Origin of the sequence: Gordonia terrae (assembly GCF_051789125.1) — a bacterium.
In the GTDB taxonomy this organism is placed as follows: Bacteria; Actinomycetota; Actinomycetes; order Mycobacteriales; family Mycobacteriaceae; genus Gordonia; species Gordonia terrae_A.
The window spans coordinates 2,488,046-2,502,623 of sequence record NZ_CP196526.1; the positions used below are offsets into that span (position 1 = coordinate 2,488,046).

The window sequence follows — 14,578 nt, forward strand, 5'->3', positions numbered from 1 at the left end:
CGCCTCAGCCCTTGTTCGCCGCGGACAGTTGCTCGGCGGTCGCGCCGAGCAGATCGTTCCAGGCGTCCTCGAACTTGCTGACGCCCTCGTCCTCCAACACCTTGAAGACGTCGACGGTGTCGACTCCCTGTGCCGAGATCTTGTCGAAGATCTCCTGCGACTCGTTGGCGAGCCCGACGATCGAGTCGGTGTTGACCCAGCCGTGGTCGGCGAAGGCGTCCATCGTCTTGCCCGGCATCGTGTTGACGGTGTTGGGGGCGACCAGCTCACTGACGTACAACGTGTCCGGGTAGTCGGGGTTCTTGACGCCGGTCGAGGCCCACAGCGCGCGCTGCGGACGGGCGCCCTTGGCCAGCAGATCGGGGAAGCGGGACTCCACCTCGAAGATCTGCTGATAGGCGGCATACGCCAGGCGGGCGTTGGCCAGTGCCGCCTTGCCCTTGAGTTCAACCGCTTCCGGCGTGCCGATGGCGTCGAGGCGCTTGTCGATCTCGGTGTCGACGCGCGAGACGAAGAACGACGCGACCGAGTGGATGCGCGAGAGGTCATGCCCCGCCGCGGCGGCGGAGTCGAGGCCGTCGAGGTAGGCGTCCATGACCTTCTTGTAGCGCTCGACGGAGAAGATCAGCGTGACGTTGACGCTGATGCCCTCGGCGATCACCTTCGTGATCGCGGGCAGGCCCGCCTCGGTGGCCGGGATCTTGATGAGCAGGTTGGGGCGGTCGACGATCTTCCACAGCTCGATCGCCTGGGCGACCGTGGCGTCGGTGTCGTGTGCCAGCCGGGGGTCCACCTCGATCGACACCCGGCCGTCGACGCCGCCGGACTGCTCGAACGTCGGTGTCAGGACGTCGCACGCGTTGCGGACGTCGTCGGTGGTCACCGTCCGGATCGTGGTGTCGACGTCGGCGCCACGGGCGGCCAGCTCGTTGACCTGGTCGTCGTAGGCGTTGCCCTTCGACAGGGCGGCCTGGAAGATCGACGGGTTGGTGGTCACCCCGACGACCGACTTGGTCGCGATGAGGTCGGCCAGTTCACCTGAGCTGATCAGGTCTCGGGACAGGTCGTCCAGCCACACCGAGACTCCGGCGGCGGACAATTCGGCGAGCTTCTCGTTCTGGGTCACGATTCTCTCCTCTTGCGTCGGTGGCCGGATCGCGGCCACCTTGATGGGTTGGTCGCTTGGTCAGCCGGCGACGGCGCGCTCAGCGGCGGCGGTCACGGCCTCGGCGGTGATCCCGAACTTCGTGAAGAGCACCTTGTAGTCGGCGGACGCACCGAAGTGCTCGATCGAGACGATCTCGCCGCCCGCACCGACGATCCGGTACCACGGCATCGCGATGCCGGCCTCGACGGCGACACGCGGAACCGACGGCGGCAGGACGTCGTCGCGGTAACCCTGCGGCTGCTCGTCGAACCATTCCACACACGGCATGGAGACGACGCGCGCCTTGATTCCCTTGTCCGCGAGTGCCTTTTGTGCCTCGACGGCGAGGTGGACCTCGGAACCCGTGCCGATGAGCACGACGTGCGGATCGCCCTCGGAGTCGCTGAGGACATATCCGCCGTTGGCGACGCCCTGGGCGGAGGTGCCCTCGAGGATCGGGATGTTCTGACGGGTGAGGGCGAGGCCGACCGGGTGATTGCGCCGGGTCAGCAGGTGCTGCCACGCGTACGCCGTCTCGTTGGCGTCACCCGGGCGCACCACGTCGAGGTTGGGGATCGCACGCAGGGCGGCGAGGTGCTCGATCGGCTGATGCGTCGGGCCGTCCTCGCCGAGACCGATCGAGTCGTGGGTCCAGACGTAGATCGGGTCGATCTCCATCAGGGCGGCGAGCCGGACCGCGGGACGCATGTAGTCCGCGAACTGCAGGAAGGTGCCGCCGTACGCGCGGGTGGGCCCGTGCAGAGCGATACCCGACAGGATCGAGCCCATCGCGTGCTCCCGCACACCGAAGTGCAGGGTCCGGCCGTACGGGTTCGCCGACCACTTCTTGGTGCTGATCGAGGTCGGACCGAACGACGGTTCACCGTCCATCGTCGTGTTGTTGGAGCCGGCGAGGTCGGCCGACCCGCCCCACAGCTCGGGCAGGACCGGGGCCAGGGCGCCGAGCACCTTGCCCGATGCACTGCGGGTCGCGACGTCCTTGTCGCCGACGTTCCAGCTCGGCAGCGCATCGGTCCAGCCCTCGGGCAGTTCCTGGGCGGTGAGCCGGTCGAACAGCGCCTTCTGGGCCGGGTTCTTCTCGGCCCAGGCGTCGAACGATGCGGTCCATGCCTTGCGCTGCTCGGCGCCTCGTTCGATCAGCTTGCGGGTGTGCCCGATGACCTCGTCGCTCACCTCGAAGTTCTTGTCGGGGTCGAAGCCGAGGACCTTCTTGGTCGCCGCGACCTCGTCCTCGCCGAGCGCCGCGCCGTGGGCCATGCCGGTGTTCATCATGTTGGGCGCCGGGTAGCCGATGATCGTCCGCAGACAGATGATCGACGGCTTGTCGATGACCTGCCGGGCGGCCTCGACCGCGGCTTCGATGGCGACGACGTCCTCGCCGCCCTCGACCGTCTGGACGTGCCAGCCGTAGGCCTCGTAGCGCCTGGCGACGTTCTCCGAGAGCGCGATGTCGGTGTCGTCCTCGATCGAGATCTGGTTCTGGTCGTAGAACACGATCAGGTTGCCGAGCTGCTGGGTACCGGCCAGCGAGCTGGCCTCCGAGGTCACACCCTCTTCGATGTCACCGTCGGAGGCGACGACGTAGATGTAGTGGTCGAACGGACTCTGGCCCGGAGCGGCGTCGGGATCGAACAGCCCGCGCTCGCGGCGTGCGGCCATCGCCATGCCGACCGACGAGGCGAGGCCCTGTCCGAGAGGGCCGGTCGTGATCTCGACGCCACGGGTGTGGCGGAACTCCGGGTGGCCGGGGGTCAGCGAGTCCCAGGTGCGCAGCGCCTCGATGTCGGAGAGTTCGAGTCCGAAACCACCGAGGTAGAGCTGGATGTAGAGCGTGAGGCTGGAGTGTCCGCACGAGAGCACGAACCGGTCGCGGCCGGCCCAGTCGGTATCGGTGGGGTCGTGGCGCATGACCCGCTGGAAAAGGGTGTAGGCGAGAGGCGCGAGACTCATCGCGGTACCGGGGTGCCCGCTACCGCACTTCTGCACGGCATCGGCGGCCAGCACACGGGCGGTGTCGACGGCCCGGGTGTCGATCTCGGTCCAGTCGTCCGGATGGCGGGGGGTGGTCAAAGCGCGGATCTCGTCTGTGTCGGCCACGATGCTGAATATCTCCTGTGCCTGCTGGTGCGATCGGTGAACGTTGAAGAGGTGGACGCCGGCGGCCCGTCGGCACCGCGGGTTCACCACTTGCCGACTCGTACCAGGCAACCGACCACTGTCGGCGCGTACCCGTCCAGAGTAATCGCCGCCGGGCTCACGCTGCGCGCCGACCGATGGTTACCGACGAGTTCGGGCGTCGTCGCCGGTCGAGGGCACGACCGAGGCGTCGCCCCGCCTCGATTCACGGTTGGCAGAGGCAAACGTCTACCATGCTGTGTAGTAGCCCGCGGCGTCTGTGCGGGCGGACGAGGAGTGTTCGTGAGGATAGGGGAGCGTGTGAGCGGGAACAGTTCCGCCGCATCTCACTCGACCGACACCGCATCGAATCCGCAGGTTTCGACGAATCCAGTCGCACCGGCCGATCAGTCGTGGGCCGGGCGCGTGCGTGCGACGCTGCTGGCCTACGTCGCACTGACCAAGCCGCGTGTCATCGAGCTGCTCCTGGTCGCGACGATTCCGGTGATGCTGCAGGCCGACCGCGGTCACGTGGACCTCGCGGTCATCGCATTCACCCTCATCGGCGGATGGCTGGGTGCCGGCAGCGCCAACACCCTGAACATGGTGGCCGACGCCGACATCGACAAGAAGATGAAGCGGACCGCACGCAGGCCGCTCGCCCGCCGCGCCGTCGCCACTCGCAGCGCGCTGATCTTCGGTCTCGCGCTCTGGGTCGCCTCCTTCGCCGTCCTCTATTTCGCAGCCAATCTGCTGTCGGCGCTGCTGGTCTCGGCGACCATCCTCTTCTACGTCGGCGTGTACACCCTCATCCTTAAACGCCGCACATGGCAGAACGTCGTGTGGGGCGGTGCGGCCGGATGTATGCCCACGCTGGTGGGCTGGGCCGCGGTGACCGGGTCGATCAGCTGGCAACCCATCGTCCTGTTCGCGGTCATCTTCTTCTGGACGCCCCCGCACACCTGGGCTCTGGCGATGCGCTACAAGGAGGACTACAAGGCCGCCGGCGTGCCGATGCTCCCCGTGATCGCCACCGAGGAACGCGTCACCCGCCAGATGCTGATCTACACCTGGCTCACGGTCGTCAGCTCGCTCCTGCTGATTCCGGCGACGAGCTGGATCTACACCGTCATCGCCCTCGCGGCCGGTGCATGGTTCCTCGAGCGCGTCACCAAGCTGTACCGCGACACCAAACGTGGCGCCGAGGTCGCACCCCTCAAGGTGTTCCTGCAGTCCAACGAATATCTGGCGATCCTGTTCTGCGGCCTCGCGATCGACGCGGTTGTCGGGTTGCAGACGATCTCGTCGTACTTCTGACCGTCCGTCCTCAGCTCTCGGCGGGCACCAGCACGGTCGTCCCGGTTGTGACGCGCGCCTCGAGATCGGTGTGCGCGGCAGCAGCGTCCGCGAGCCGGTAACGCTGTCCCACACGCACGTCGAGTCCGTCGAGGACAGCGTCGAAGTACTCTCCCGCCCGCCACGTCAGCTCCTGCGCCGTGGCGGTGAAGTGGGCGAGCGTCGGCCGGGTCACCGACAGCGAGCCCGCCGCGTTCAGCCGCTGCAGGTCGAAGGGCGGCACCGGCCCGCTCGCCGCGCCGAACAGCACGATGATCCCGCGGATCGCGGTCGAGGCCAGTGACTGTTCGAAGGTGTCGGCGCCGACGCCGTCGTACGCCACCGACACCCCGGTGCCGTCGGTCAGTTCGCGAACCCGCGCGGACAGATCATCCCCGTAGCGCAGGACGTGGTCGGCGCCGGCGGCGCGGGAGAGCGTTTCCTTCTCGTCGGAGCTGACCGTCGTGATGACCGTCAGGCCGCGCCGTTTCGCGAGCTGGGTCAGGATGAGACCCACCCCGCCACCGCCTGCGTGCACGAGGACCGTGTCGCCCGATAGTGGGTGGGCACTCCCGTCGAGGAGGTAGTGCGCGGTGAGCCCGCGGAGCAAGGACGACCCTGCGACCGCGTCGTCGACGCCGTCGGGAACGGGTACCGCCTTCGACTCGGGGACCGCGACGAGTTCGGCGTACGAGCTGGGCGCGGCGCACCACGCGACGCGCTGTCCCTCGCGCAGCGTGGTCACCTCAGGACCCGCGGCGACGACGACACCGGCGCCTTCCGTGCCCGGAATGTACGGCGGCGTCGAGGGGTAGAGACCACGCCGCAGGTAGGTGTCGATGAAGTTCACACCCACCGCGGTCGTGCGGACGATGACCTCGTCCGCGGCCGGGATGGGGTCGTCGACGCTGCCGTAGGCCAAGACGTCCGGTCCACCGTGGCGGGTCACCTGAATCGCTCGCACCACACTGTTCTACACGTCCGACGAGGCCGTGGTTCGGCACGTCTGGCCGCGGGAGCGTCGGTCGTGACCGGTATGCTGACCCCCATGACTGACACCACCGACGAGAAGCCGGGCAGCACGCCCGACGAGAACTCGGCCACGCAGAAAACGGTCGAGGCGCCCAGCGAGGTCGTGGCCTCGGTCCGCAAGTTCGTCGCCCGAGAAGGCGGCAGCGCCAAGGTGGTCCTGCAGGCCATCGGCGACGCCGGGGTCCGGATCACCCTCGTCGGCGATGCCAACGGGATCCTCGGTGACCGGGTCGTGCCCGACCTCGCCGCCGCACAGGCCGTGGTGGACGCGGTGGAAGGTCTCGAGATCGCCGAGTGGGACCGGGACCTCACCTCGGAGACGACCGTGTCGCCGTCTCACTACCGGAAGATGGCCGGCTGGGTCGCCCGTCAGAAACGATTCCCGAAGGCGCGCAACCGCGCCATCCTCTGACGCCGCAGGCGGCGGCATCGACGCACCGATCAGGCAGACTCGCGCAGCGGGTCTGCCTTTTTCGCGACCAGCACCTGCCAGGTCGCTCCGATCAACAGCACGGCGCTGCCGAACATGTGCGCGATCACGAGCGCAACCGGCAGATCCGTCGCGTACTGGACGAAGCCGATGAGGCCCTGCAGAGCGAGCAGGACGACGAACACCACGGCGGAACGCTGCTGCGGACGGGCGAAGACCCGGGCGTAGACGAGGGCGGCCACAGCCAACCCGACAAGCGTGAAGACCGCGTCGGCGTGCAACTGGGTGGCGTTGTCCGGGGCGAGCCCGTTGCGCGGGGCATCCGCGTCGCCGGCGTGCGGACCGGAACCGGTGACCACCGTGCCCAGATAGATCGTGACCCACGTGGCCAGGTACACCAGCCACGAGAGGTAGATGCCGAGTCGCCGGGTGGCGGTCGGGGGCGCCTCGGTGTCGAGGACCTCGGGTTCGGCGGGGGCGGGATACGGCCGCACCCGGTAGACCAAGACGGTCGCCGCCGACACCAGCGCCATCGACAGCAGGAAGTGCAGTGCCACGACCCATGGGTTGAGTTCGGTCAGGACGGTGATCCCGCCGATCACCCCCTGGAACGGGATGCCGAGTGCGATGAGCGTGACCAGCCACTTGTCGCGGCGGGCCGAGCCCGCGTACCGGAGGACGGCGATCCACGCGCCGATCGCGATGACGATCAGCACCCAGGTCAGCATGCGGTTGCCGAACTCGATCGCACCGTGCATCCCGAGTTCGCCGTGCGGCACGAACGACTCGTCGGTACACCGCGGCCACGTCGGGCATCCCAGACCCGACCCGGTGACCCGAACCGCGCCGCCGGTGGCGACGATGCCGACGTTCGAGATGAGCAGAGCGATCGCCCACCGATGCACGAAACGGGCGGTCGGCCGTCCGAATCCCGGGACGCGGCGCCAGAACCCGGTCGCCGGGCGATCGCCTGCGGCCGTCGACCGCTCGCGGACCGCGGCCGGTGCCTTGGAAGTATCGGATGTCATCGGAATCGGAACCACCTCACGGCCAAGGTGCCGGCCACCGCGGCCCACACCAGCAGAACGCCCACCCCGAAGGCGTCGAATGAACCCTCGGCCGCGAGCTCGAGTGCCTCGCTCAGCGCTCCCGAGGGGATGCACCGCGCGATCCAGTGCACGGCGTCGGGAACGTTGGAATCGACGACGACCAGGCTGCCGAGGCCGATGAACGCGAACCACAGCAGGTTCGCGAGAGCCAACACCACCTCGGCCTTCAGGGTGCCGCCGAGCAACAGGCCGAGTGCGGCGAAACACGCGGTGCCCACCACGAGGACGAACGCGCCGATCAACAGGCCGACCGGGCTCGGACGCCAGCCGAACGCCGCGCCGATCCCGCCGAGGATCAACGACTGCGCCACCACGACGAGCAGCACCGCCACCGACTTCCCGACGATGATCCCCCAGCGTGGAATCGGCGTCGCACCAAGTCTTTTCAGTGCCCCGTAACGGCGGTCGAATCCCACGGCGATCGCTTGACCGGTGAATGCGGTGGACATCACCGCGACGGTCAGGATGGCGGGCACGAACAAGGTCGCGCGCTCGGCCGGACCATCGCCCAGGCCGGTGTCGATGGGAAGCAGGCAGAGACCGACCAGCAGGGTGATCGGGATGAACATCGTCAGGAGCAACTGCTCCCCGTTGCGCAGCAGCAACTTGAGTTCGAGGGTCGACTGCGCGGCGATCATGGCGGGCAGCGAGGCCGCACGCGGTGCCGGACGGAAGAGGCCGTCGGGGAACACGCCTGGGGTCGATGCATCGGACGAGGGCCGGGGGAGGCCGGCAGAAGCTGATGAGGTCACGGTCGCAGGGCCCGTCCGGTGAGATCGAGGAAGACGTCTTCGAGACTGCGGGTCTCGACGCGGAGATCGGTGGCGAGCACGTTGATCTTCGCGCACCACGCGGTCACGGTCGCCAGCACCTGCGGGGTCATCGGACCGATGACGAGGTAGGCGCCCGGATTCGGCTCGGTGCAGTGATAGCCCTCCGGGAGTGCCAGCACCAGCATCGACAGGTCCAGTCCGCGCGGTGCGGTGAAGCGGAGTTCGTTCTCGGCTCCCGTACTCGTCAGATCCGCAGGTGTGCCGTCGGCGACCACCCGGCCGTGGTCGATGATCGCCACGTGGTCGGCCAGGTGTTCGGCCTCGTCCATGAGGTGGGTCGTGAGCATCACCGACACGCCGTCGGCACGCAGACGGTCGATGAGCTCCCAGACGACGAGCCGGGCGTGCGCGTCGAGGCCGGCGGTGGGCTCGTCGAGGAAGACCAGTTCGGGACGTCCGACGACCGCGCACGCCAGGGCGAGGCGCTGTTGCTGTCCTCCCGACAGGCGGCGGTAGGAGGTGCGTCGAACCTCGGTCAGACCGAGAGCCTCGAGCAGGAAGTCGGGGTCGATCGGGTTCGCCGAGTACGCCGCGACCAGGCGCAGCATCTCCTCGGCACGTGCTCCGGGGTAGGCGCCGCCGCCCTGCAGCATGACGCCGATCCGGCGGCGCAGGGCGTCGTTGTCGGCGATGGGATCGAGGCCGAGGACCCGGACCGTTCCGGCGTCGGGTGTGGTGAACCCTTCGCAGATCTCCACGGTGGTGGTCTTGCCTGCGCCGTTGGGTCCGAGAAGGGCGAAGACCTCGCCGCGTCGGAGGGTGAGATCCAGCCGGTCGACGGCGGTGCGGTCACCGAATCGCTTCACCAGACCCTTCACCTCGAGGGCCGGATGGTCCGACGAGGGTGTCCCGGACGGCCCGCCCGCGGAGGTGGATTCGGGATCGCTGCGGCGACGATCGTTCACGCGATCGTCGTCGTTGACTCGCCGAGAGGTCGTGCTCCGCACACTGGTCAGACTAGGCGCTCGGAGCCCAGGGACGAAAAACGGTGAGCAGGCCCACCGCAGGCACGATCACGAGCCGGTCGAGGACGACTCGACCGCCGGTTTGTCCGAACCCGACCCGTTGTCGCGGCGCCGCAGGCGGCCCGGGGACAGGTCTTCGAAGAAGAGTGCGGTCAGGACTGCCACCATGATCACGCCCGCCAGAAGCCCTTGTGCCAGCACGACTCCACTGGTGTTCGAGCTCGTCGGCATCACCACGATGGCGATGATCGCCGACGCCGCGATGGCCGAGATGCGGAACCATGCCCCGGTCGCCCACGCCGCGAGCGGGATCACGGCCCAGAGGAGATACCAGGCCTGCACGAACGGAAAGAACACCACCACTGTGGCCATTGACACACCCAGTGCGCCGAGGGGGTGCAGGCGTCCGCCCACGGTCGCCAGCATCCATCGCAGGACGAACACCGCGGCGACGAGCTGGGCGATCGGTCGGGCCACCTCGAGGATCGCCTGGGTGTGCTCGCCGAGACCGAGGGTCACGCCGATGCGTCCGGTGGTGACCGACAACAACGTGGGCATCGACATCCACGAGCGGACGATCTCGCCGGTCGACAAGGTGCCCGTCCACCCGAACCCGAGACCGGTGGCAAGGGAGATCCCGGCCGTCACGATGCCGAGGATGACCACGTAGAACATCGCCGAGACGCCCAGCGCGTACACGGTCCATCGCGATCGGCCCCACCACTCACGAACGGGTGCGTGACGTAGCGCGGGAAGTGTCGCCCCCCACCGCATGGCCAGGGCGATGCCGACGAAACCGAGGGCCAGCATCGAGGTGGCCTTGACCATCGCCGATGCCGCCAGCACGGCACCTCCGGCGATCAACAGCCACCCCGCCCGGGTCGGGACGAGGGTGCCGGGTCTGCGGAGGCGGTCTTCGCCGTAGATCGCCCGGAAGCTCAGTTCGAGGCCGACGAGCATCAGGCCGAGCATGAGCGCCTCGTTGTGGATGCCGCCGACGAGGTGGAGGATCACCAGCGGGTTCATCGCGCCGAGCCACAGTGCGGCCACCGATGACACCCCGCACCGGCGTGCGAGCCGCGGCAGCGCCCACACGATGAGTGCGATGCCGATCAGCGCCACGACCCGGTGCAGGAAGATCGCGGCGGTGATGTTCGCGCCTGTCACCTTGGTGATGCCCTCGCCGATCCACAGGAACAGCGGGCCGTACGGCGCCGGGGTGTCACGCCAGAGGTTGGGCACCGACCGGGTCAGGATGTGATCGACACCGAGTCCGCCGACCGGGCTGATGGAATACGGATCCATCCCGCGGTACGCGATCGCACTCTGGGCGAGGTACGAGTAGATGTCCTTGCTGAGCAGCGGGGGCGCGACGATGATCGGTGCGATCCACAGCATGAGGGTCCGGTCGGCCTGGCGTCGGCTCATGCGGCGTTCGGGACTGCGGCCGTGGCGGACCTCGACGCTGAACCGGCCCACCGCGAAGCGGCCGAGCAGCAGCCACGCCACGACCAGGGTGATCGCGCCGCCGATGGAGAGGGCGAGCGCGGTGCCGAACATCCGCGACGGCAGCGACAGGACCCGCATCCCGGCCACCGGGTTCTGCAAGACGGGCACCGCGCCGGTCCCGAGTGCGCCGACGAGGATCAGGACCGATCCGGTGGCACCGAACAGCTTGATCCGGCGGAGACGTCGGGTCTCCTCGGCGTTGAGGGGGCCGACCTCGCGTTCGTCGTCGTGCAGGCGGGCGACCGTCTTGCCGTACTCGCCGCGCTCCGGCCGGGCGGGCCGCTGTCTGCGCAGTCCGAGGTAGTCGCCGAGGTGGTGAAGGAGGGCGATCACTCGGGTCCACACGAGTCCGAAGTAGTCCGGCACACGGCGCGGAGCTGTGGTTTCGGGCACACGACGACTGTAATGGCCGAGACCAGGCGGCTCGCGACCACCCTTTACCGCCTCCCGGGGCGCGGGATGGCCACGTCGGACCCGAAGGCTAAGGGCACCCTTGCTGGCAGCACGGAATCAATTACGTCACACTCGTGTTGTGAAAACCATGCGGAACGATGCTGTGCTGTCTTCAGACAGCGGCAGCGCCGTGCCTTCCGCAGGTAGCGGCGCCCACACGACTCCCGGTGTCACCGACCCGCACCACGACGGCCAGACACGCGACGCCGTCGTCAATCTGCTCGTCGAGGACGGACCGCTGACCGCGGGCGAGATCGGCGAGCGGCTGGGTATCTCGGCTGCGGGCGTACGGCGCCACCTCGACGCGCTCACCAGTGCCGGCGACATCGAGGTCGCGTCGCCTGGATTCGGCCAGCGTGGTCGCGGACGACCGGCGAAGTGGTTCCAGCTCACCGCGTCGGGGCGCGGCAAGATGCGGCACGCTTACGACGATCTCGCCGGGGCCGCGATGCGCAAGCTCCGTGATCTCGGCGGAACCGACGCCGTGGCCGAGTTCGCCCGTGAACGTGTCGAGCGCATCGTCGCCGATGTGGCACCGAGTACGGACCCCGACACCGTGGCCTCGACCGTGGGCGAGATCGCCGACGCGCTGACCGGTGCGGGTTACGCCACCAACACACGTCAGGTCGGGAACGGTCTCCAGATCTGCCAGCACCACTGCCCGGTGGCCCATGTCGCCACCGAGTTCCCCGAACTGTGCGAAGCGGAGACCGCGGTCTTCACCGAACTGCTCGGCACGCACGTCCAGCGTCTGGCGACCATTGCCAACGGCGACTGCGCGTGCACCACCCACGTGCCGATCCATCCGCCGCCAGGCGGGGCCCGCACGGACAGACCCGAACAACCGCGGGGTGAACCGATCACCGATACACAGCCCGTATCCGACCGGCGCACCCCACTCCCGAACCCGATGACCACGACAACCCGAAAGGCCACGCGATGACTGTCACCGATCCGGCCACGACAACACCGTCGGCTCCGACGCCGCTCACGCAAGAGGAGACCATCGCCACGCTGGGCAAGTACGGATACGGCTGGGCCGATTCCGATGTCGCCGGTGCGAGCGCGAAGCGCGGCCTGTCGCCTGCGGTTGTCGCCGACATCTCCGGAAAGAAGAGCGAGCCCGAGTGGATGCTCGATCAGCGACTGAAGGCGCTGAAGATCTTCGACAAGAAGCCGATGCCGGGCTGGGGAGCCGGCCTCGAGGGCATCGACTTCGACAACATCAAGTACTTCGTGCGCTCCAGCGAGAAGCAGGCCGCCACCTGGGACGACCTGCCCGAGGACATCAAGAACACCTACGACAAGCTCGGCATCCCCGAGGCGGAGAAGCAGCGCCTGGTCTCCGGTGTCGCCGCGCAGTACGAGTCCGAGGTCGTCTACCACTCGATCCGTGAGGATCTCGAGAAGCAGGGCGTCATCTTCCTCGACACCGACACCGCTCTCAAGGAGCACCCGGAGATCTTCCAGCAGTACTTCGGGACCGTCATCCCCGCGGGCGACAACAAGTTCTCCGCGCTGAACACCGCGGTCTGGTCGGGCGGCTCGTTCATCTACGTGCCGCCGGGTGTCCACGTCGACATCCCGCTGCAGGCCTACTTCCGGATCAACACCGAGAACATGGGCCAGTTCGAGCGCACGCTGATCATCGTCGACGAGGGTGCCTACGTGCACTACGTCGAGGGTTGTACGGCGCCGATCTACAAGACGGATTCGCTGCACTCCGCGGTCGTCGAGATCATCGTGAAGAAGGGCGGCCGCTGCCGTTACACGACCATCCAGAACTGGTCGAACAACGTCTACAACCTGGTGACCAAGCGCGCCAAGGCCGAGGCCGGCGCCACCATGGAGTGGGTCGACGGCAATATCGGCTCCAAGGTCACCATGAAGTACCCGGCGGTCTGGCTGACCGGTGAGCACGCCAAGGGCGAGGTCCTCTCGGTCGCGTTCGCGGGCCCGGGGCAGCACCAGGACACCGGCTCCAAGATGGTGCATCTCGCGCCGAACACCTCCAGCAACATCGTGTCCAAGTCTGTCGCACGCGGTGGCGGACGTGCGTCCTACCGCGGTCTGATCAAGATCAACAACGGTGCCCACGGCAGCCGGTCGACGGTGAAATGCGATGCGCTACTCGTCGACACGATCTCCCGCAGCGACACCTACCCCTACGTCGACATCCGTGAGGACGACGTGACGATGGGTCACGAGGCGACCGTCTCGAAGGTCAGCGACGATCAGCTGTTCTATCTCATGAGCCGCGGTCTGACCGAGGACGAGGCGATGGCGATGGTCGTGCGCGGCTTCGTCGAGCCGATCGCCAAGGAACTGCCGATGGAATATGCGCTCGAGCTCAATCGCCTGATCGAGCTCCAGATGGAAGGAGCCGTCGGCTGATGGCCGATCCCACACTCCCGGTCTCCACCCCGGGTTCGCATGCCCCTGTCGTCAACAAGGGTGAGCTGTTCACCTCGTTCGACGTCAACGCATTCGAGGTGCCCGGCCCCCGCGAAGAGGCGTGGCGGTTCACCCCGTTCCGTCGACTCCGCGGACTCCATGACGGTTCCGCACAGCGAACCGGCGAGGCGGGCGTGGAGGTGACCATCCCCGAGAACTCTGACGGTGTGACCGTCGAGACCGTCGGCCGCGACGACAAGCGTCTCGGCGACGGCGGTGTTCCTTTCGATCGCATCGCCGCACAAGCCTTTTCGTCGTTCACGCAGGCGACGGTGGTCACCGTCGGCCGCGAGGTCGAACTCGCCGAGCCGCTGACCATCACGGTGACCGGTCCCGGTGAGGGCGAGACCGCGTTCGGACACATCCAGATCCGGCTCGAGGCCTTCGCCCGCGCCGTCGTGGTGCTGGACCAGCAGGGCGGCGGGACGTTCGCCGAGAACATCGAGTTCGTCGTCGGTGACAGCGCCGCGCTGACGGTCGTCAACGTCCACGACTGGGACGACGACGCCGTCCACGTCGCCGCCCACCACGTGCGGACCGGCCGTGACGCCGTGGTCCGCCACTTCGCGATCAGCTTCGGCGGCAACCTCGTGCGGCTCTCGCCGATCGTGCACTACGACGCTCCCGGCGGCGACGTCGAGATGTGGGGCCTCTATTTCGCCGACGCGGGCCAGCACCTCGAGCAGCGTCTCCTCGTCGACCACAGCCAGCCCAACTGCCGGTCGAACGTGGTGTACAAGGGTGCGCTGCAGGGCGACCCGTCCGGAGACCGCGCCCGCGAGGCGCACACGGTGTGGATCGGCGACGTCCTGATCCGTGCCGAGGCCGAGGGCACCGACACGTTCGAGCTGAACCGCAACCTGGTGCTCACCGACAACGCCCGTGCGGACTCGGTGCCGAACCTGGAGATCGAGACCGGCGAGATCGTCGGCGCCGGACACGCCAGCGCCACCGGACGTTTCGACGACGAGCAGTTGTTCTACCTGCAGGCTCGCGGCATCCCGGAGGACCAGGCGCGCCGTCTGGTGATCCGCGGATTCTTCGGCGAGGTCATCGCCAAGATCGGTGTGCCCGAACTGCGCGAACGACTCTCCGCCGCCGTCGAGCGCGAACTCGAACACTCCGGCGCCTGAACCTCGCCGCGTCCGTCTCCGAACTCCCACAGCCTGTTAGAG

The 14,578-nt window shown here is 68.0% G+C and carries 12 protein-coding genes; 5 read left to right on the top strand and 7 right to left on the bottom strand.

Annotation, left to right across the window (positions count from 1 at the left end; translation table 11 throughout):
• Positions 1–4 precede the first annotated feature (4 nt).
• Both tal and tkt read right to left on the bottom strand, forming a co-directional pair.
• On the bottom strand, positions 5–1,126 hold the full coding sequence (gene tal / locus ACSUZC_RS11325; protein ID WP_439032857.1) for a transaldolase: 1,122 nt from the start codon (positions 1,124–1,126) through the stop codon (positions 5–7).
• A 60-nt stretch (positions 1,127–1,186) separates the two neighbouring features.
• Positions 1,187–3,265: a transketolase gene (gene tkt, locus ACSUZC_RS11330; protein WP_439032858.1), complete on the bottom strand. Its 2,079-nt coding sequence runs from the start codon at positions 3,263–3,265 to the stop codon at positions 1,187–1,189.
• A 339-nt stretch (positions 3,266–3,604) separates the two neighbouring features.
• Between tkt and ACSUZC_RS11335 the strand changes: the two genes are divergently transcribed.
• Positions 3,605–4,600 carry a heme o synthase gene (locus ACSUZC_RS11335; RefSeq protein ID WP_439032859.1) on the top strand — a complete coding sequence of 332 codons (996 nt, stop codon included), beginning with the start codon at positions 3,605–3,607 and terminating at the stop codon, positions 4,598–4,600.
• Between the two features lie 10 nt (positions 4,601–4,610).
• Here ACSUZC_RS11335 and ACSUZC_RS11340 read toward each other — a convergent pair whose 3' ends face one another.
• Positions 4,611–5,582, bottom strand: coding sequence for a quinone oxidoreductase family protein (locus ACSUZC_RS11340; RefSeq protein ID WP_439032860.1), 972 nt, complete (start codon positions 5,580–5,582; stop codon positions 4,611–4,613).
• 72 nt (positions 5,583–5,654) lie between these two features.
• Here ACSUZC_RS11340 and ACSUZC_RS11345 point away from each other — a divergent pair, with 72 nt between their 5' ends.
• A complete protein-coding gene (locus ACSUZC_RS11345; RefSeq protein WP_439033093.1) occupies positions 5,655–6,062 on the top strand; it encodes a hypothetical protein in 408 nt (135 codons plus the stop codon).
• A 29-nt stretch (positions 6,063–6,091) separates the two neighbouring features.
• On the opposite strand, the gene ACSUZC_RS11350 is transcribed toward ACSUZC_RS11345, so the two are convergent.
• From ACSUZC_RS11350 to mptB, 4 genes are all read right to left on the bottom strand, one after another.
• Positions 6,092–7,108 (bottom strand): COX15/CtaA family protein, encoded by a 1,017-nt coding sequence (locus ACSUZC_RS11350; protein WP_439032861.1) that lies wholly within the window; start codon positions 7,106–7,108, stop codon positions 6,092–6,094.
• The gene (locus tag ACSUZC_RS11355) at positions 7,105–7,941 is read right to left on the bottom strand and encodes an ABC transporter permease (RefSeq protein ID WP_439032862.1); all 837 of its coding nucleotides are present in this window, start codon (positions 7,939–7,941) and stop codon (positions 7,105–7,107) included. The genes ACSUZC_RS11350 and ACSUZC_RS11355 overlap by 4 nt, the downstream gene beginning before the upstream one ends.
• Positions 7,938–8,969, bottom strand: coding sequence for an ABC transporter ATP-binding protein (locus tag ACSUZC_RS11360; protein WP_439032863.1), 1,032 nt, complete (start codon positions 8,967–8,969; stop codon positions 7,938–7,940). Before ACSUZC_RS11360 ends, ACSUZC_RS11355 begins: the two co-directional genes overlap by 4 nt.
• Before the next feature lie 66 nt (positions 8,970–9,035).
• A complete protein-coding gene (gene mptB / locus ACSUZC_RS11365) occupies positions 9,036–10,862 on the bottom strand; it encodes a polyprenol phosphomannose-dependent alpha 1,6 mannosyltransferase MptB (protein WP_439033094.1) in 1,827 nt (608 codons plus the stop codon).
• A 175-nt stretch (positions 10,863–11,037) separates the two neighbouring features.
• Here mptB and ACSUZC_RS11370 point away from each other — a divergent pair, with 175 nt between their 5' ends.
• From ACSUZC_RS11370 to sufD, 3 genes are read left to right on the top strand one after another with little or no spacing between them, the layout of a single operon-like run.
• Positions 11,038–11,892: a helix-turn-helix transcriptional regulator gene (locus ACSUZC_RS11370; RefSeq protein ID WP_439033095.1), complete on the top strand. Its 855-nt coding sequence runs from the start codon at positions 11,038–11,040 to the stop codon at positions 11,890–11,892.
• On the top strand, positions 11,889–13,343 hold the full coding sequence (sufB, locus tag ACSUZC_RS11375; RefSeq protein ID WP_439032864.1) for a Fe-S cluster assembly protein SufB: 1,455 nt from the start codon (positions 11,889–11,891) through the stop codon (positions 13,341–13,343). The genes ACSUZC_RS11370 and sufB overlap by 4 nt, the downstream gene beginning before the upstream one ends.
• Complete coding sequence (sufD, locus tag ACSUZC_RS11380; RefSeq protein ID WP_439032865.1) at positions 13,343–14,536, top strand: Fe-S cluster assembly protein SufD; 1,194 nt, start codon at positions 13,343–13,345, stop codon at positions 14,534–14,536. Before sufB ends, sufD begins: the two co-directional genes overlap by 1 nt.
• Positions 14,537–14,578 lie beyond the last annotated feature (42 nt).

Bases quoted from the DNA above. Each gene is read 5' to 3' on its own strand.
- ACSUZC_RS11370 (WP_439033095.1), top strand. From the start codon at position 11,038: ATGCGGAACGATGCTGTGCTGTCTTCAGACAGCGGCAGCGCCGTGCCT.
- ACSUZC_RS11345 (WP_439033093.1), top strand. From the start codon at position 5,655: ATGCTGACCCCCATGACTGACACCACCGACGAGAAGCCGGGCAGCACG.
- ACSUZC_RS11350 (WP_439032861.1), bottom strand. From the start codon at position 7,108: ATGACATCCGATACTTCCAAGGCACCGGCCGCGGTCCGCGAGCGGTCG.
- sufD (WP_439032865.1), top strand. From the start codon at position 13,343: ATGGCCGATCCCACACTCCCGGTCTCCACCCCGGGTTCGCATGCCCCT.
- sufB (WP_439032864.1), top strand. From the start codon at position 11,889: ATGACTGTCACCGATCCGGCCACGACAACACCGTCGGCTCCGACGCCG.